This window comes from Caulobacter sp. GW821-FHT12D05 (assembly GCF_058807295.1).
The window spans coordinates 688,076-704,232 of record NZ_JBXAQO010000002.1; the positions used below are offsets into that span (position 1 = coordinate 688,076).

Genomic DNA, 16,157 nt, shown 5'->3' on the forward strand with positions numbered 1-16,157 from the left:
TGCAGTAGAACCCTCATCCTGAGCCTGTCGAAGGACGAGGGTTCGCCCCACACCGGAAAGCTTCCCATGCCGCTCGACATCGCCGCCAACATCCAGGTCACCGGTCCGGTCGAAGGCCGAGCTGCGGAAGTACTCACCCCGGAAGCCCTCAACTTCGTGGCCGACCTGCACCGCCGCTTCGACGCCCGCCGTCGCGAACTGCTGCAAGCCCGCCAGGATCGCCAGGCTCGCTTCGACGCCGGCGAGCTGCCGGACTTCCTGCCGGAAACCGCCCATGTCCGCGCCGCCGACTGGAGCGTCGCGCCCGTCCCCGCCGACCTGCTGGACCGCCGCGTCGAGATCACCGGCCCGGTCGACCGCAAGATGATCATCAACGCCCTGAACTGCGGGGCCAAGGTGTTCATGGCCGACTTCGAGGACGCCACCGCCCCCACCTGGGCCAATGTCGTCGAGGGCCAGGTCAATCTGAAGGATCGCTGGTCGGGCGAGCTGACCCATGTCGACGCCAAATCCGGCAAGGCCTACGCCATGGGTCCGACCCCGGCCGTGCTGAAGATCCGTCCGCGCGGCTGGCACCTGATGGAGCGCCATATGGAGGTCGACGGCCAGGCCGTGGCCGGGGCGCTGTTCGACTTTGGCCTCTACGCCTTCCACAACGCCAAGGCGACGCTGGAACAGGGCTCGGGCCCTTATTTCTACCTGCCCAAGCTGGAGAGCCACCTCGAAGCGCGCCTCTGGAACGACGTCTTCGTCCGCGCCCAGGAAGTCCTCGGCCTGCCCGTCGGCACGATCAAGGCCACGGTGCTGATCGAGACCATCCCGGCCGCCTTCGAGATGGACGAGATCCTGTTCGAGCTGAAAGACCACATCGTCGGCCTCAACTGCGGCCGCTGGGACTACATCTTCTCGTTCATCAAGCGCCTGGGCCGCACGCCCGCCTTCCTGACCCCGGACCGCTCGGCCATGGTCATGGGCAAGGCGTTCCTGGGCGCCTATTCGCTGAAGCTGATCCAGACCTGCCACCGTCGCGGCGCCTTCGCCATGGGCGGCATGGCGGCCCAGATCCCGGTCAAGGGCGACGACGCCGCCAACCAGGCCGCCTTCGCCAAGGTCAAGGCCGACAAGGAACGCGAGGCCGGCGCCGGCCACGACGGCACCTGGGTCGCCCACCCCGACCTGGTGCCGGTGGCCATGGAGGTCTTCGACCGCCTGATGCCGACCGCCAATCAGCGCGACAAGACCCTGGAAGGCTTGGACATCACCGCCGCCCAGATGCTGGAGCTGCACGAAGGCGGCCGCACCGAGGCCGGCGTGCGCGAGAACATCCGCGTCGGCGTGCGCTACACCCAGGCTTGGCTGGAAGGCCGGGGCGCCGTGCCGCTGTACAACCTGATGGAGGACGCCGCGACCGCCGAGATCTGCCGCACCCAGCTGTGGCAGTGGATCCGCCTGGGCGCGGCGCTCGACGACGGCCGCGTGCTGACCTCGGAGCTGTTCGTCAGCCTGTTCACCCAGGAGATGGCCGACCTGCGCCGCGACTTCGGCTCGCCGCGCCTGGAGGCCGCCGCCGAGCTCTTCACCCGCATGGTTCTGTCCGACGACCTGGAAGAGTTCCTGACCCTGCCGGCCTACGAACTGCTCTGACCGAGAGAGCGCAGGGCGAGACACAACACCAAAAACCATCCGCCCCGAAGGCCTCGGCGCTCCCCCAGCGCGCCGGGGCCTTTGTCGTTGAGGCTCTTGCCATTATCGGGCGCGGCGTCGGATAGCCGGTAAGCCATGACCGACACCCAAGACGCCCCCGCCCCGCTGCTGAAAGAGATCTTCGACCGCGCCCGACTGCGCCACATCGCGGAGGAGACGGCTGCCGTCTATCCGGCCTTCGACGCGGCTCGGTTCCTGGCGCTGGCCAGCCGCGACCTGGACGCGCTGTCGATCATGCAGCGGCTACGCCAGATCGCGCAGGCCTATGGCGAGACCCTGCCGAAGGACTTCGACGCGGCCGTCGAGATCCTCACCGCCCTGATCCCGCGTATCAATCACCGCTTCGTCACGCTGGTCCCGCCTGAGTACGTCGCCCTGTACGGCCTCGACCACTTCGAGACGTCGATGGCGGCGCTGAAGACCTTCACGCCGTACGGAAGCGCCGAGTTCGCCATACGGCCGTTCCTGCGCCAGGACCAAACGCGGGCGCTGACGGTGATGGAGACTTGGACCCGGGACCCCGACGAGCACGTCCGCCGCCTGGCCAGCGAAGGCTCGCGCCCTCGCCTGCCCTGGTCCTTCCGCCTCGACGCGCTGGTCCAGGACCCGACCCCGGCCCTGCCGATCCTGGACGCCCTGAAGACCGACGACAGCGTCTATGTCCGCAAGTCCGTGGCCAACCACCTGAACGACATCACCAAGGACCATCCCGACCGGGTCCTGGAGCACTTCAAGACCTGGCCGCTGGACGACAAGCGCAGCGCCTGGATCGCCAAGCACGCCCTGCGCGGCCTGATCAAGCAGGGCGAGCCGCGCGCCCTGGCCGTGATCGGCGCGACCGAGGGCGCGGACGTGCGGGCCGAGCACTTCACGATCGCGCCCGTCGCCATCCAGCTGGGCGAGGCGATCGCGCTGTCGACGCGCCTGGCCGAGACCGGCGGTCGCGCCCAGACCCTGGTCGTCGACTATGCGATCACCTACCCCAAGGCCAGCGGCCGCGCCTCGCGTAAGGTGTTCAAATGGAAGGGCGTCCAGATCGCCGCTGGCCAGCGGCTGGACCTGTCGCTGCGCCAGACGATCAAGGACTTCACCACCCGCAAGCACGCGCCCGGCCGCCACGCGGTCGAGCTGCTGGTGAATGGCCAGGTCGTGGCGCAGGCGGCATTCGACCTGACGATCTGAACCTTAGCGCACGCCGAGCACCACGACCCGCGTCGGCGCGGCTGGGTTGAAATTGTCGTCCGACATCAGCACCAGGGTCCGCCGACCTTCGCGCACGGGTCCCCAGGCCATGGCCTCCAGATTGGCGGTCGGCACGCCGGCCAAGCGGTCGAAGTTCAGCACCAGGCGCTTCTCCAGCGGCTTTCGCACGTCCACGACATAGAGCCGGCAGTGATAGGCAAACCGTCCGGCCGCGTCCTCGACGCCGGAGCGCTCCAGCACCAGCAGGCGGTGGGCGTCCAGCGCCAGGATCTCGCTGATGCCGTTGTCGCCTCGCCGGGCCGGGGCGGCCTGGATCGGGTCGAGGCGGTAGGCGTACTGCGCCACGACCTTGCCCTGGCGATCCAGCTTGGTGATCCACGTCAGGCCGCGGGCCGCCACGGTGCTGACCGGACCGTCCTGGACACGCGGGGCCTCCATGGAGAGCCACAGCCAGCGACCGTCGGGTGAGAAGCTCAGGCCCTCATAGGTCAGGTTCGGCCGCGCGCCGTCGCGGAAGCTGAACGGCGTCGGGATCGTCCCCTTCGCCCTGCCCTCGCGATCCATGCGGCGCACCGCCGGATCGAAGCCGCGCGGGGCGTCACCTTCGGTGGACCAGACGAGATCGCCGTTCAGCGGATCGATCCGCAGCGCCTCGGCGTCCGGACGCTCCCCCGCCTCGGGCCTCAGCCGGACCTGGCGGGTCAGGCGCAGGCCCTTGTCGTCCAGCCGCCCGACGAAGAACCGCGCCTTGTCCGAACGGTCGTCGGAGATCATCAGCCACTCGCCGGTCCGGTGGTCGTAGTCGATGCCGGAAACGCCGCCGAACGGCGCGCCGTCGACGGCTGTCCCCGCAGGAACCTCGAAGCTCGCCAGCAGCTTCAGCGCCAGGGCGAGGCCGAGCAGCGCGTTCACGTCAGGACGCGGACGCTGTCACGCGAGACCAGCTCGACATTGAACACCACCCGCCGGCGCGGCTCGCCGCGAGCGCTCATCCGGCGGATCAGGGCCTCGACGGCGGCGGCGGCCATGTCTTCGACCGGCATGTCGATGGTGGTCAGGGCCGGGGTGTGGAGTTGGGCCCACGGGATGTCGTCGAAGCCGATCACCGAGACGTCGTCGGGCACCACCAGGCCCATCGACCGGATGTGCCGCATGGCCCCGATGGCGATCAAGTCGGCCCCGGTGATCACGGCCGTCGCGGTGCGGCTCTCCAAGGCCTTGGCGACCTCGGGCTCCAGGTCCAGCGAGTAGGCGTTGTGGACGTGCCAGACCAGGTTGCCGCGCTCACGCACCGTGGCGATGGCGGCCTCGGCGCGTTGACGGGCGCTGGAGGCGGCGTGGGGGCCGGAGATCACCCCGATGTTCACATGGCCCGCCGCCAGCAGATGCTCGGCCGCCAGGCGCCCGCCGTCGGCATAGTCGGCCTGGATGACGTCGTAGCCCGGCAGGTTGCGGTCCAGCACCACGGTCGGCACGCCCTCGATCAGCTTGCCCACCGGACCGTCGTCGGCGATCGGGAACCAGATCACCCCGTCGACCCCGTGGTCGATCATCAGGTTCACCGCGCGTTGTTCCTCCTCGGTCGAGCCTTCGGTGTCGGTCAGGAAGACGCTGTAGCCGTGCGCCCGCGCCGCCTGGATCACCACCTGGGCCAGGCCCGGGAAGAACGGGTTGGTCAGGTCCGGCACGATCAGGCCGATCGCCCCGGTCTTGCCGGTCTTCATCGCCTTGGCGCTCTGGTTGGGGCGATAGCCCAGCTCGGCGGCGACCTTGAGGATGTGCTCGCGCGTGGCCTCGCCCACCGAGCCGGCGCCGTTGATCGCATAGGAGGCGCTGGCCAGCGACACGCCGGCGGCCTTAGCGACCTCCTTGAGGGTCGCTCTGCGGGGCGGGTCTTCGCTCTTGGCCATGCGGGGATTCCGTCGGGAGATAGCCAGGACGTGAAACCTTTCATGGCCAGCGTCAAGGATCGGGGCGGATCCCAAGGACCCGCCCCTTCCGGAAGCGCCTAACAAGGGGAGAAGACGCCCCCGAACCTGGCCCTAGAACCGCGCCCGCACCGAGACGGTGTAGGTGCGCGGCGCGCCGACGAAGTAGCGGTCCAAGGTGCGGGCGTTCGGGGTCGCGGCGGTGTAGCCGAACTCCGGCTGGGTGGCCGTCGAGCCGCTGACCGCGCCGATGTACTTTTCGTCGAACAGGTTATCGACATTGAACTGGAAGCGCAGATCCGGGACCCCGGCGCGCTTCAGGTCATAGGTCGCCGTCAGCCCGACCAGGGTGTAGGCGTCCAGCATCTCGACACCCAGCTCCTGGAAGGTGGTCGGCGCCACGATGTGGCCGCCGACGCGCTTGCCGACATAACGGACATTGCCGTCGATCTTCAGCCCGCTCAGCGGCTTCCAGCCGATCTGGCCGTAGACGCTGTCCTTGGGGATGTCGCGCACGCCCGCCCCGCCGATCACGGCGACGGCGGCCAGGGCCTTGCGGGCGTCGCTGCCGACGGCCGGGTTGTCGTGCTTGGCGTCCTGGTGCGAGTACGAGCCATAGAGATCGACCACGCCGAAGTCGTAGTAGCCGGTCAGCTCCACGCCCTTGGTCTTGATGCCGGCGATGTTGACCGCCTTGGTCGCGACGTTGCCACGGACCACTTCCTGCGGGTCCAGGGTCGCGGTCGGATCGCGCGGCACGATGCCGACATTGTTCTTCAGGTCGACGTCATAGGCCTGGATCGAGAAGGCCATGTTCGGCTTCACGTAGCGCAGGCCCAGGTCGACGTTCTCGGTCGAAACCGGGGTCAGGTCGTTCGGGTTGATCACCGCCGTCGAGCCCAGGAAGGCGTCTTCCGGGATGCCGGCGAAGTTCTTGGCGTAGCCGCCGAACAGCTCCCAGGCGTCGGCCAGCTGGTAGGTCGCGCCGAGCTTCGGGTTGATGTCCGAGTGCTGCGAGAACTTGACGTTGGCCTTGTATTCCAGCGGCGACTTGGCGTCGTACTTCACGTCGTACCAGGTGACGCCCAGATCGACCTTCAGCTTGTCGTCGAAGGCGCGGAACTCGTCCTGGGCGTACAGCATGGTCGTCTCGACCGAGGCGCTGCGCTCGTACTCGACATAGTTCAGCTTGGAGCGGTCATAGGCGATGCTCTGGGCCGAGTTGATGATCGGGTAGAAATTGCGCTTCTCCGTGGAGTCGCCGCCTTCCCACCAGCCGCCGAAACGCAGGTTGTGGGCGCCGAACCTGGCCTTCAGCTCGCCGGTGACGCCGTAGCGATCCCGGTCGCGGGGCGTGACGCGCATGTCGGCCGGACCGCCGACGACGTTGCTGTTGCGGATCGTGGTCAGCGTCGGGCGCACCGCCCCGCCATTGGCGTTGTAGCCGGTCACCGCGCGCGGATCGCCGCCGGTCAGCACCCGCTGGCGGTCCTGATAGCGGAAGGATTCGCCCTTGAGGGTCTGGTAGTACGGATTGACGTCGAAGCTGATCGCGTCGCTGATCACGAAGTGGCTGTTGGCATAGGCCAGCCAGTCCTTGCGCCAGCCGCCCAGGGCGCCACCGAAGTCGATATCCTTGGCCGGGATGCCGGTGATGGCGTCCAGCGCCCGGTCGCTGCGCGGCGCGGCCTCGAACTCGCCCTTGGTGACGATGTTGAAGTCGTTGTCGGTCTGGTCGTTGTAGGACACGCGCCCCTTCAGGAACGAGCCGTTGTCGAAGTCCTTCACGACCTTCAGCTCGTAGTGGTCACGCTCGCTGCCCCGGCTGGCGCGGCCGGCCCAGACGTCGTTCTCCTGGTGCGAGTAGGTGAAGTAACCCGACAGGCCGGGCGCGATCTCGCCGCTGTCGATGCGGCCATAGATGCGGCGGAAGTCGAACGAGCCCAGGCCCGCCTCGACCGTCGCGCCGAAGTCTTTGCGCGGGGCGTCGGTGACGAAGTCGATGAAGCCGCCCAAAGCAAAGCGCGACGGCGCGCCGATGTCGCCGGCGCTCTGCGAGACGGTGATCTTGCCGACGTTGCTGCTCTCGATGAAGCGCTGCGGCGGCGAGCCGCCGTTGAAGCGGCTGTCGCCCGTGGGGATGCCGTCCAGGGTCAGGCCGACCTGCTCGTCCGACAGGCCGCGCATATAGATCTCGAACGAGAAGCTGCCGCCGCGGCTGTCGCCGGTCGAGACCTGCACGCCCGGCACCTTGACCAGGGCCTGGGTGATCTCGGCGCCCAGCGGACGCTCCTGGATGTCCTCGGCGCCGATCGTGAACGTGGCGCGGGCCAGGCCCGAGCCGAAGCGCTCGGCGGTGACCACGACCTCATCGATGGTATCGGTGGCTGGCGCCGGCGCGGCAGCCTGTTGCGCCATGGCGGGCGCGGCCATGATCAGGCAAAGCGCGCTCGAAGCCAGCCAGATGGACGTCTTCATACTCAAGCCCCCTTCAGGCGACCCGCTCTCGGCGGTGTCGGTACGATTTAGTGAAACGTTTCATATTCGAGTTCAATGACATTTTCATCACATTGGCAGCGTGTTCACTCTCTGCCCACGGCTTAGGCAGGGGTGATATGATGCTATTTCCTTGAAACGTTTCACTCTATAAGCTCCCACCATCGCCGTCGGAGGGGACATGCCGGACAACGAAACCGCACGGGCGCTGCTGGGCGTCGTCGCCTTTCTAGGCATCGGCTGGCTGCTGTCGGAGAACAAGCGCGCCCTGCCCTGGCGGCCAGTGCTGGTGGGCCTGGCCTGCCAGATCGCGCTGGCCCTGCTGCTGACCAAGGTTCCGGCCATCACCGCCGGCTTCGCGGCCGCCACCCACGCCGTCGACGCCCTGCAGGCCGCCTCGCGTGCGGGATCCAGCTTCATGTTCGGCTATCTGGGCGGCGGCCGTGCGCCGTTCAGCATGGCCGATCCCAGCGCCGCCTTCATCTTCGCCTTCCAGGCCCTGCCGGCCATCCTGCTGGTCGGGGCGCTGTCGGCCCTGCTGTGGCACTGGAAGGTGCTGATCGTCATCGTCCGCGCGGCGGCCTGGGCGTTCGGCAAGCTGTTCGGCGTCAGTGGCCCGGTCGGGGTCTCGACCTCGGCCTGCGTGTTCCTCGGCATGGTCGAGGCGCCGCTGCTGATCAAGCCGTTCCTGCCCCGCCTGACCCGCGCCGAGATCTTCATCATCATGGTCGACGGCCTGTCGGTGATCGGCGGTTCGATGATGATCGTGCTGGGCTCGCTGATCGCGGCCAAGGTGCCCAACGCCTTCAGCCACCTGCTGATCGCCTCGCTGATCAGCACGCCGATGGCGATCGGCATGGCGAGGCTGATCATCCCCGGCGAGGCCAGCGCGACCAGCGAACCCATCGTGCTGACCAGCCCCTATCGCAGCAGCCTGGAAGCCCTGACCTTCGGCACGCTGGACGCGGTGAAGATGGTGCTGAACATCGCCGGCCTCTTGATCGTCTTCGTCGGCCTGATCGCCCTGATCAATATGGGGCTGGCGGCCGTTCCCCATGCTGGAGCCCCCCTGACGCTGGGCGGAATCCTGGGCTGGCTGCTGACCCCGATCGTCTGGCTGACTGGCGCGCCGCTCGCCGACCTGCAAGCCGTCGGCGCGATCCTGGGGACCAAGGTCGCCGCCAACGAGGTGGTGGCCTACAGCGACATGATGGCCCTGCCGCCCGGCGCGCTCTCGCCCAAGAGCCTGCTGATCCTGACCTACGCCCTGGGCAGCTTCGGCAATGTCGGCAGCGTCGCCATCCTGATCGGTAGCCTGTCGTCCATGGCTCCGGAAAAGGTCGGCGAGGTCGTCGAGCTGGGCTTCAAGGCGCTGGCGGCGGCGTTCCTGACGACGTGCCTGACGGCGACGATCATGGGGGTGATCGCGGGTTAGGCCATCACTCCTGCCAGCAGGCTGTCAGGAGCGGTGTGGAAGGAATGGCGTGTTCAACCTGGAGAGGGAACAAGCCCATGACCGCGCAAATCGTCTTCACCGAAATCCCCGCCTCGGATCCCGAGCGTGCGTGCAAGTTCTACGAGACCCTACTGCAGGGCGAGGTGACCCGAGCCGACGGCGGCCTCAATCCGATCTGGATGCTGCCGCACGCCGAAGGCGGCCATGCGCCGGGCCATATCTATCCCGGACAGCCAGCGACGAACGGCGCCGGCGCGACGACCCACTTCGCCGTGAACGACGCGCTCAGCGACGCCATGGAGCGGGTTCGGAAAGGCGGCGGAGAGGTCGTGTCGGACGTCATCGACATCCCGGTGGGGTCGTTCTTCTACGCCAAGGACACCGAGGGCAACAGCCTGGGGCTCTTCAAGTACAGGACGGCCTAGCCGCCAGCAGCGCGCCCGCCGCCGCGATCCCGGCCTCCGCCGCCGCGCGCGGCGGATCGCCGGCGATCAGCGCCGCGAGGGCCGCGCCGGCGAAGGTGTCGCCGGCGCCGGTGGCGTCGTCCACGGACAGGGGCGTGACGGGCAGATCGAAGGCCTCTCCGCCCGCCTCAACCCGCACGCCGTCCGCGCCGCGCGTTTCGAACAGGACCTGGCCGACCAGCTTCGGTGCTGCGCGGCCGGCCTCCAGCCAGACGCGTTCGCCGGCGTTGCAGAAGATCACCTCCGCCCGCGCCGCCAGTCGCGCGACGAGGTCGGGCGGAAAGCAGGCCTCGTCGTCCTTGGCGATCCAGGCTAGACGCGGGCCTTGGATGTCGAGCAGGCGGGCGGTGATCTCCGGCGGACCGGCGGCGATGATCAGCCATTCGGCGTCGGCGGCGAGGCGCCGTTGGGCTTCGGTCAGTTCGGCGGGTCCCGGTCGCAGCAAGCAGCCATAGGTCCCGTCGGCGTTGTAGATCAGCAGGCAGCGGGTCGACGGTGCGTTCGTCATCACCGCGATGCCCGCATCAGAGACGCAGCTCTCCCGATAAGCCGCGCCATCCGCATCATCGCCAACCCAGGTCAGCGGCGCAGCGGCCACACCCGCGCGCGCCAAAGCCGCGCTGGCGTATAGCGCCGCCCCGCCAGCGCGTGGCCAGACGGCCTCGCGCATCAGCCGCGTGCCGCGCCCGGTGAAGACGCCCTCGACCTGGACCACGTAGTCGATCGTCGCGAAGCCCGCGACCACTGCCCGCACCATCCGCTCACCTCGTTTGAACGACTTGACTGAAACGTTTCACTAGATAGTTTGCAAGGACATTCTGACCTTCGGATCACCCCATGCAGCCGCCTAGTTTCATCGCGTTCACCGGCGTCGATCGCCTCGAGCTGCTGCCCGGCCTGAAGGCGCTGTCGGCCCGTTATCCAATCGAGTGGGGCGTGCTGGTCGATCCGGCCCAGGAGGGCGATAGCGCCCTCTTCCCGCCCGTCGAGATCCGCGACGCCTTGCTGGCCGAGCGCGCGCTGCGCTGGGCCGCCCATGTCTGCGGCGACGCGGCCAAGGCCATCGCCGCCAGCCCTCTGACCGCGCCCCTGCCCCCGGCCGGGATCCAGCGCGTCCAGGTCAATCACAGCTTCAAGGGCAGCACCCCGGCCCAAGTCGCCGCCGTCCGCGACTATGGCCGCCGCCTGGGCGTGCGAGCCGTGCTGCAGTGCTCGGCCGCCTTCCCGCTGAACCAGACCGGCGTCGACTGGCTGTATGATGTGTCGTTCGGCACCGGCGCGCGGCCCGACCGCTGGCCGGCCCCGCCGCCGGCCGAGGGTCCGTTCTGCGGCTATTCGGGCGGCATCGGTCCCGACACCGTGACCGAGATCCTGGCCCGCATCGCCGCGCCGGACGGCGCGCTCTACTGGATCGACATGGAGTCGGGCGTGCGTTCCGACGGCGCCTTCGACCTGGCCAAGTGCGAGGCGGTGTGCCGCGCGGTCTACGGATGAGCTTGCTGATCCTGGACACCGATCCCGGCGTCGACGACGCCCTGGCCCTGCTCTATCTGCGCGCCCGACCGGACCTGAAGCTCCTGGCCATCACCACGGTGTTCGGCAATGCCGATGTCGAGACCACCACCCGCAACGCCCTGTGGCTGCGGGCGCGGTTGGGCCTATCAGCGCCCGTGTATCGGGGCGCGGACAAGCCGCTGGAACGTCCGCGTGGCCCGTCGCCGACGCACGTCCATGGCCAGAACGGGTTGGGCGACATCGACCTGTCCGACGTCATCCTGTCGCCAGCCGCGTCCGGCGCGGCGCACGACCGGATTATCGACCTGGTCCGCGCGCGTCCCGGCGAGATCACCATCGTCGCGATCGGCCCGCTGACCAACCTGGCCCTGGCCCTGCGCGCCGCGCCTGACATCGCCGGCCTGGTCGCGGGCGTGACGATCATGGGCGGAGCGTTCACGGCCGGCAATGTCACGCCCTTCGCCGAGGCCAATATCCACAACGATCCCGAGGCGGCGGCCGAGGTCCTGGCCGCATCGTGGCCCGTCACCCTGGTCCCACTGGACGCGACGATGTCCTGCGTCCTGACCAATGCCGACGCCCGCGACCTGGCCGAACAAGGCGAGGCCGGCCGCTTCGCGCACGACGTCACGCGCGGCTACGCCAAGGCCTATGCCCAGCTGGACGGCTGCGTGTTGCATGACGTTGTGGCCCTGGTCAGCCTGACCCAGCCGGAGCTGTTCGAAACCCGCGCTTCCCCCGTGTCGGTGGCGATCTCGGGCGAGCGCCTGGGCCAGACGGCCTGGGCCGATAGCGGCCCCGCGATCAGCGTGCGCCTGCGGGCCGACGGTCCGGCGCTGGCCCGGCACTTCCGCGAAACGGTAGCCTAGCAGTCCTGGCAGACGTGCCCGCGCCGACGCCAGTTGGCGATATGCGCGCCGGCCAGCAACAAGCCGCCCAGCACTGTCAGCGGGCGCTCATAGCCGGCGACGGGAAACTCCAGCGCCCCGGCCAGCATCAGGGCCAGACCCGCGCCCGCCACCGCTATCATCGGCCCGGAGCGCGGCCGCCAGGTCTTGAGATCGATGAAGGCCAGCACCGCCACCGGCGCGGCCACCAGGATGAAAACGACGTGGACCCACTCGGCCTGCGCCCAGAACCCCAGCACCGGCAATAACAGCGCCAACCCCGGCAAGGCCAGGCAGTGGACCAGGCATAGGGCCGACAGACCGACGGCGGACAGGTCCAGCGCCTTGGCTTGGGACGGGGTCATGGAAAGCTCCGAGTCTACGCTTACGGCCTCGGCAGCTCAGATATTGTTATATTATAACATTGCAAGACCACGTCGGCGATTTTCCGGCGCGACCCGGCGTCGCACGCCTTAGGCGATCACCACCTCGGCATGGGCGAAGCCCTCCTCGAACCCGGGCGTCAGCGGCGCGTCGGTGACCAGAACATCGACGTCCTTGAGCGCCGCGGTATGCACCAGCCCGACCCGCCCGAACTTGCCCTGGTCCACCGCCAGCAGCACCCGACTGGCCGTCGAATAGGCGATGCGGCTCATGAGCGCTTCGCTGGGAGAATGGTCCATCAGGCCGTGCTCCAGGCTCACCGCGCCAACGGTCAGGACCGACAGGCTGGGCCGGAAGCCGGCCACGAAGTCCTGGGCATGGCGGTCGGAGAACGACTGGTAGGCCGCGTTCAGCTCGCCGCCGGCCAGAAACAGCGTGTGGCCCCGGTCCTTGCGGACCGCCTGGGCCACGGCCAGCGAATTGGTGATGATCTTCAGCTGGCGATGCTCGGCCAGGGCCTTGGCCACGAAGCAGGAGGTCGAACCGCTGTCCAGGAACAGGGTGTCGCCGTCGGCGATGAACTTGACCACCGCCTCGGCGATGCGGGTCTTGCCAGCCACGTTCTTCTGCATGCGCAGATCGAACGGCCCTTCGATCTCCTGCGGCGGCAGGCGGACCGCGCCGTGCAGGCGCACGATCGTGCCGTTCTCCTCCATCACCCGCAGCTCGCGGCGGATGGTCTCCTCGGACACCGACAGCGCCTTGGCGATATCGGCGATCGCGCGCGTCTGGTTGGGCTCGAGCAGGTTCAGGATGTCGCGCTGACGATCGTAGCGTTTGAGCATTCTTGGTCCGTCTATGCGGGTCTGACGACAGTATGCCGTGAGTCCCGGTGTATCGAAGTGCGCCCCCGGCCGGCGGGGATGGGGTAACCGGCCGGGGACGAGCGGTCGCTAGAAAGCGACGCGCAGCTGGATCCGCGCATAACGCGGGGTCTGGTACTCGACCGGCTTGCGGAAGTTCGTATCCGCCACGCCGCTGCCGCCGACGTCGCCGAACTCGTGGTAGGCCGTCACGGCGTGCGAGTTGAAGATGTTGAACACGTCCAGGCGCAGCGTGGCGTCCAGGCGGTCGCCCGGCGTCGGGAGGGTCACCACGGCGCTGGCGTTGAACTGGGTGACCCAGTCGCCGTCGAAGGCCGAGCCGCGCTCGACCACCTTGCCCTGGCAGTAGAAGCCGTAGCCCTGGTAGCCGTAGGCGGTGGCGTCGACGTCCTTGGGCACGATGCCCATGCAGCTGTACTTGCGCGGCGACTGGACCAGGCCGTTGCCGCCCAGGGTCAGCCACTTGTTGACCGCGTAGCTGCCATAGGCCTTGAACGTGTGGGCTCGGTGGTTGGGCAGGTAGCCGTCGGCACCGTTCAGGAAGCCCGGCGAGTCGAAGTCGGCGGTGGTGTTGATCGCCGTCTGGCCGTTCTCCGAGCGCACGCCGCCCTCGTAGTTACCCTTCAGGCTGGCCCAGGTGTACGAGCCCGACAGCGACCACTTACCGTCGAAGGCGCGGTCGAAGGTGGCGGTCAGGGCGTTGTAGTCGCGCTTGGGCTTGGGATAGGTCAGGTCCTTGGCCGACAGCGTCACGATCGGCTTGGAGCCGTCCGGCAGGCTGTTGAGACGGATCTTCACGTCCTCGCCCGGATTGACGATCACCCACTGGCGGCCGCCGCCGAAGCTGGACTGGCACTGGGCGGCGCTGAAGCCGGCGCGGACGCAGTAGGCGCGCGCGCCGGTGTCGATGGCCACGTCCTCGACGATGCTGTTCAGCTCGCGGTGGGTGAAGTAGGCGCCCACCTTGATCAGGTCGCCGAAACGACGCTCGTAGCCCAGCACATATTCGTCGGCCGATTGCGGCTTGAGGTTATGGGCAATCGACTCGGCGGTGTCGGCCACCAGGCCCGAGGCCGAGACCAGGCAGTTCGACACGCCCGTATCGGGGCAGGCCGAGACGCCATTGGCCGTGGTGATCGCCGCGCCGATGGTCGGATCGCCGTTGGCGCCGACGCCATCCAGGCGGTTGTAGCGGGTGTAGGTCACCAGCGAGCCGGCGAACTTCAAAGAGAGGTCGCTGGGCAGCGGCAGGTAGTAGCGGCCAAAGAAGCCATAGAGCTTGGACTTGCCGTCGCCGAAGGGGTCTCCGGAGATCGACAGGCGCGGCGCCCACTGGTTGCCCGGATCGTAGAAGGTCGAGTTGTCAGCGTTGCGGTTGTCGAAGCGGTCGTTGCGGATGCCGGCCTCGACCTGCAGGCGGTCGCCCAGCAGCGACCACTGGTCCTGGGCGTAGAACGCCTGGTTGACGGTGCTGAAGCTGCCGCTGTTGCGATAGACGCGGGTGGTCACGTACTCGACGCCGGCCGGCAGGTTGCTCTGGTCCGAACCGGTCGAGCGATACAGCTTGAAGGCGCCCCGGCCGATGGTCTCGAAGAACTGGGTCGCGGTGTTCTCTTCGTGGTCGTAGCCGATCCGCAGGTGGTGGGCGCCGAACAGGTCGAAGTTGAAGTCGGCGTCGGCGCGATAGAACGTGCGCTTGTCGTCGTTGAACGACTGGGCGTCGGTGACCTTGTTCAGGCCGATGTTCACGCCGGCGGTGTTGCTGCGGTAGTCGACGACCTGCTCGTGGGTGGTGTCCAGCGGCAGCTGGCCGTCGCGGAACTTGTTGACGCCATAGGCCGCCGACAGGGTGAACCAGGGCGTGAAGGTGCCGGTATAGCGGCCGATATAGTTCTCGCCGCCCGAGCGTTGGTTGGTGCCGCCCGTCTCGGCGCCGACCGTCTTGGTGGTCGGGTCGTAGTTCAGGCTGCGGTTACGCACGTCCTTGGTGGTGTCGAAATAGGTGAACTCCAGGTGCTGCTTGGAGGTCAGCCAGCCGTCCAGCTTGCCGCCCCAGAACGGCGCGTCGTCGCTGACGCGGGTGGCGTTGTTGCCGGTGGCCTGGGGCGTGAAGGTCTTCAGCTTGCGCTGGTTGTACAGGCCGTAGAAGAACAGGCGATCCTTGATGATCGGCCCGCCCAGCTCGGCCACCCACTCCTCGCGCTCGACCGTGGCGTCCTGGTAGTTGTTGCGGAAGGTGTTGGGCGCGCTGTCGCGCAGGTCGCCCGGCTCCCAGGTCGCGGTCAGGCCGCCGTGGAAGCTGTTCGTGCCCGACTTGGTGATGGCGTTGACGAAGCCGCCGGTCGAGCGACCGAACTCGGCCGGATAGCCGCCGGTCTTCACTTCCACCGACTTGTAGAAGTCGAACGGCACTTCCACGGGCAGCAGGCCCATGCGGAAGTTGGTGATGTTCAGGCCGTTCACGAAGAAGGCGTTCTCGATGAAGCTGGCGCCCGAGATCGAGATCTGGTTGGCGAAGTTGCCGTTGGCCGAGGACGAGCCCTGCACGACTCCCGGCGACATCAGGGCGATGTCACGCAGCGAGCGGCCGACCGGCACGCGTTCGGCCAGCTCGCCGATCTCGATGGCCGCGCCGGTGGTGGTGATCTCGAAGTCCGGCGTGCGCATGCGGCCGGCTTTGATGACCACGGCTTCGACCGAGCCGGCCGGCGCCAGGGTGAACTGGTTCGACGCGCCCGACCGGCTGATCGCCACGCCCTGTTCGGCATAGTCGTCATAACCCGCGGCGGTGACCGAGAAGGCATAGGCGCCCGGGGCCAGCTGCGGGATCACATAAGCCCCGCTGGCGTTGGTGACCGCCGAGCGCTTCACGCCCAGGGCTTCCGAGGTGACCCGCACGGTCGCGCCGGCGATCGGCTTGCCATCGGCGCCCTGCACGCGGCCCGAGGCCTGGACGTTGGTGTAGTCCTCGGCCGCGGCCGGGGTCGCCATCAGGACGACGGCGGGAATGCTCGCGCTGACCAGGGCCAGAGCCCTCAGCGCCATCATGCCGCGCCAGCGACGCCCGGCTGGAATTTGATGCCTCACGACCTGCTCTCCCGAGAAATTGTGCCCGACGAGTCCTGACGCCGCTTCCGCGGTCGCCGCCCCCTCGTCGACGTCTCCCTTAAGCGCAGTTTGTGGATGTGTTGTGACATTTGTGGATTTTATGTTCATGTCACGAGAGTTTCGTTTGC

General features: G+C 68.1%; 13 protein-coding genes. 6 read left to right on the forward strand and 7 right to left on the reverse strand.

Annotation, left to right across the window (positions count from 1 at the left end; translation table 11 throughout):
* Window positions 1-66 precede the first annotated feature (66 nt).
* Both aceB and AC1RRR_RS10705 read left to right on the forward strand, forming a co-directional pair.
* The gene (gene aceB, locus AC1RRR_RS10700; RefSeq protein WP_492812885.1) at window positions 67-1,644 is read left to right on the forward strand and encodes a malate synthase A; all 1,578 of its coding nucleotides are present in this window, start codon (window positions 67-69) and stop codon (window positions 1,642-1,644) included.
* 135 nt (window positions 1,645-1,779) lie between these two features.
* A complete protein-coding gene (locus AC1RRR_RS10705) occupies window positions 1,780-2,886 on the forward strand; it encodes a DNA alkylation repair protein (RefSeq protein WP_492812887.1) in 1,107 nt (368 codons plus the stop codon).
* 3 nt (window positions 2,887-2,889) lie between these two features.
* Here AC1RRR_RS10705 and AC1RRR_RS10710 read toward each other — a convergent pair whose 3' ends face one another.
* The 3 genes from AC1RRR_RS10710 to AC1RRR_RS10720 form a co-directional block, all read right to left on the reverse strand.
* The gene (locus AC1RRR_RS10710) at window positions 2,890-3,819 is read right to left on the reverse strand and encodes an esterase-like activity of phytase family protein (RefSeq protein WP_492812889.1); all 930 of its coding nucleotides are present in this window, start codon (window positions 3,817-3,819) and stop codon (window positions 2,890-2,892) included.
* Window positions 3,816-4,817, reverse strand: a complete 1,002-nt coding sequence (locus AC1RRR_RS10715) for a LacI family DNA-binding transcriptional regulator (RefSeq protein ID WP_492812890.1) — start codon at window positions 4,815-4,817, stop codon at window positions 3,816-3,818. The genes AC1RRR_RS10710 and AC1RRR_RS10715 overlap by 4 nt, the downstream gene beginning before the upstream one ends.
* Before the next feature lie 132 nt (window positions 4,818-4,949).
* Window positions 4,950-7,313 carry a TonB-dependent receptor gene (locus AC1RRR_RS10720; RefSeq protein ID WP_492812892.1) on the reverse strand — a complete coding sequence of 788 codons (2,364 nt, stop codon included), beginning with the start codon at window positions 7,311-7,313 and terminating at the stop codon, window positions 4,950-4,952.
* Window positions 7,314-7,512: 199 nt separating this feature from the next.
* Here AC1RRR_RS10720 and AC1RRR_RS10725 point away from each other — a divergent pair, with 199 nt between their 5' ends.
* Complete coding sequence (locus AC1RRR_RS10725; RefSeq protein ID WP_492812894.1) at window positions 7,513-8,766, forward strand: NupC/NupG family nucleoside CNT transporter; 1,254 nt, start codon at window positions 7,513-7,515, stop codon at window positions 8,764-8,766.
* 77 nt (window positions 8,767-8,843) lie between these two features.
* Window positions 8,844-9,212: a VOC family protein gene (locus AC1RRR_RS10730; RefSeq protein ID WP_492812896.1), complete on the forward strand. Its 369-nt coding sequence runs from the start codon at window positions 8,844-8,846 to the stop codon at window positions 9,210-9,212.
* Here the strand turns inward: AC1RRR_RS10730 and AC1RRR_RS10735 are convergent.
* Window positions 9,193-10,008 carry a PfkB family carbohydrate kinase gene (locus AC1RRR_RS10735; RefSeq protein WP_492812897.1) on the reverse strand — a complete coding sequence of 272 codons (816 nt, stop codon included), beginning with the start codon at window positions 10,006-10,008 and terminating at the stop codon, window positions 9,193-9,195. The genes AC1RRR_RS10730 and AC1RRR_RS10735 overlap by 20 nt on opposite strands.
* A gap of 80 nt (window positions 10,009-10,088) precedes the next feature.
* Between AC1RRR_RS10735 and AC1RRR_RS10740 the strand changes: the two genes are divergently transcribed.
* Complete coding sequence (locus AC1RRR_RS10740) at window positions 10,089-10,745, forward strand: phosphoribosylanthranilate isomerase (protein ID WP_492812899.1); 657 nt, start codon at window positions 10,089-10,091, stop codon at window positions 10,743-10,745.
* On the forward strand, window positions 10,742-11,635 hold the full coding sequence (locus AC1RRR_RS10745; protein ID WP_492812901.1) for a nucleoside hydrolase: 894 nt from the start codon (window positions 10,742-10,744) through the stop codon (window positions 11,633-11,635). The genes AC1RRR_RS10740 and AC1RRR_RS10745 overlap by 4 nt, the downstream gene beginning before the upstream one ends.
* On the opposite strand, the gene AC1RRR_RS10750 is transcribed toward AC1RRR_RS10745, so the two are convergent.
* The 3 genes from AC1RRR_RS10750 to AC1RRR_RS10760 all read right to left on the reverse strand — a co-directional run bounded on the left by AC1RRR_RS10750 (window position 11,632) and on the right by AC1RRR_RS10760 (window position 16,008).
* Window positions 11,632-12,018, reverse strand: a complete 387-nt coding sequence (locus AC1RRR_RS10750) for a MerC domain-containing protein (RefSeq protein ID WP_492812902.1) — start codon at window positions 12,016-12,018, stop codon at window positions 11,632-11,634. The two genes, AC1RRR_RS10745 and AC1RRR_RS10750, sit on opposite strands and share 4 nt — an antisense overlap.
* Window positions 12,019-12,126: 108 nt before the next feature.
* Window positions 12,127-12,882, reverse strand: a complete 756-nt coding sequence (locus AC1RRR_RS10755) for a DeoR/GlpR family DNA-binding transcription regulator (RefSeq protein WP_492812904.1) — start codon at window positions 12,880-12,882, stop codon at window positions 12,127-12,129.
* Window positions 12,883-12,990: 108 nt separating this feature from the next.
* Window positions 12,991-16,008 carry a TonB-dependent receptor gene (locus AC1RRR_RS10760; protein WP_492812906.1) on the reverse strand — a complete coding sequence of 1,006 codons (3,018 nt, stop codon included), beginning with the start codon at window positions 16,006-16,008 and terminating at the stop codon, window positions 12,991-12,993.
* Window positions 16,009-16,157: the final 149 nt, after the last annotated feature.

What these genes read in the sequence shown, in the direction of transcription:
- aceB (WP_492812885.1), top strand. Translation starts at nt 67, where the DNA reads ATGCCGCTCGACATCGCCGCCAACATCCAGGTCACCGGTCCGGTCGAA.
- AC1RRR_RS10705 (WP_492812887.1), top strand. Translation starts at nt 1,780, where the DNA reads ATGACCGACACCCAAGACGCCCCCGCCCCGCTGCTGAAAGAGATCTTC.
- AC1RRR_RS10715 (WP_492812890.1), bottom strand. Translation starts at nt 4,817, where the DNA reads ATGGCCAAGAGCGAAGACCCGCCCCGCAGAGCGACCCTCAAGGAGGTC.
- AC1RRR_RS10720 (WP_492812892.1), bottom strand. Translation starts at nt 7,313, where the DNA reads ATGAAGACGTCCATCTGGCTGGCTTCGAGCGCGCTTTGCCTGATCATG.
- AC1RRR_RS10725 (WP_492812894.1), top strand. Translation starts at nt 7,513, where the DNA reads ATGCCGGACAACGAAACCGCACGGGCGCTGCTGGGCGTCGTCGCCTTT.
- AC1RRR_RS10730 (WP_492812896.1), top strand. Translation starts at nt 8,844, where the DNA reads ATGACCGCGCAAATCGTCTTCACCGAAATCCCCGCCTCGGATCCCGAG.
- AC1RRR_RS10735 (WP_492812897.1), bottom strand. Translation starts at nt 10,008, where the DNA reads ATGGTGCGGGCAGTGGTCGCGGGCTTCGCGACGATCGACTACGTGGTC.
- AC1RRR_RS10740 (WP_492812899.1), top strand. Translation starts at nt 10,089, where the DNA reads ATGCAGCCGCCTAGTTTCATCGCGTTCACCGGCGTCGATCGCCTCGAG.
- AC1RRR_RS10745 (WP_492812901.1), top strand. Translation starts at nt 10,742, where the DNA reads ATGAGCTTGCTGATCCTGGACACCGATCCCGGCGTCGACGACGCCCTG.
- AC1RRR_RS10750 (WP_492812902.1), bottom strand. Translation starts at nt 12,018, where the DNA reads ATGACCCCGTCCCAAGCCAAGGCGCTGGACCTGTCCGCCGTCGGTCTG.
- AC1RRR_RS10755 (WP_492812904.1), bottom strand. Translation starts at nt 12,882, where the DNA reads ATGCTCAAACGCTACGATCGTCAGCGCGACATCCTGAACCTGCTCGAG.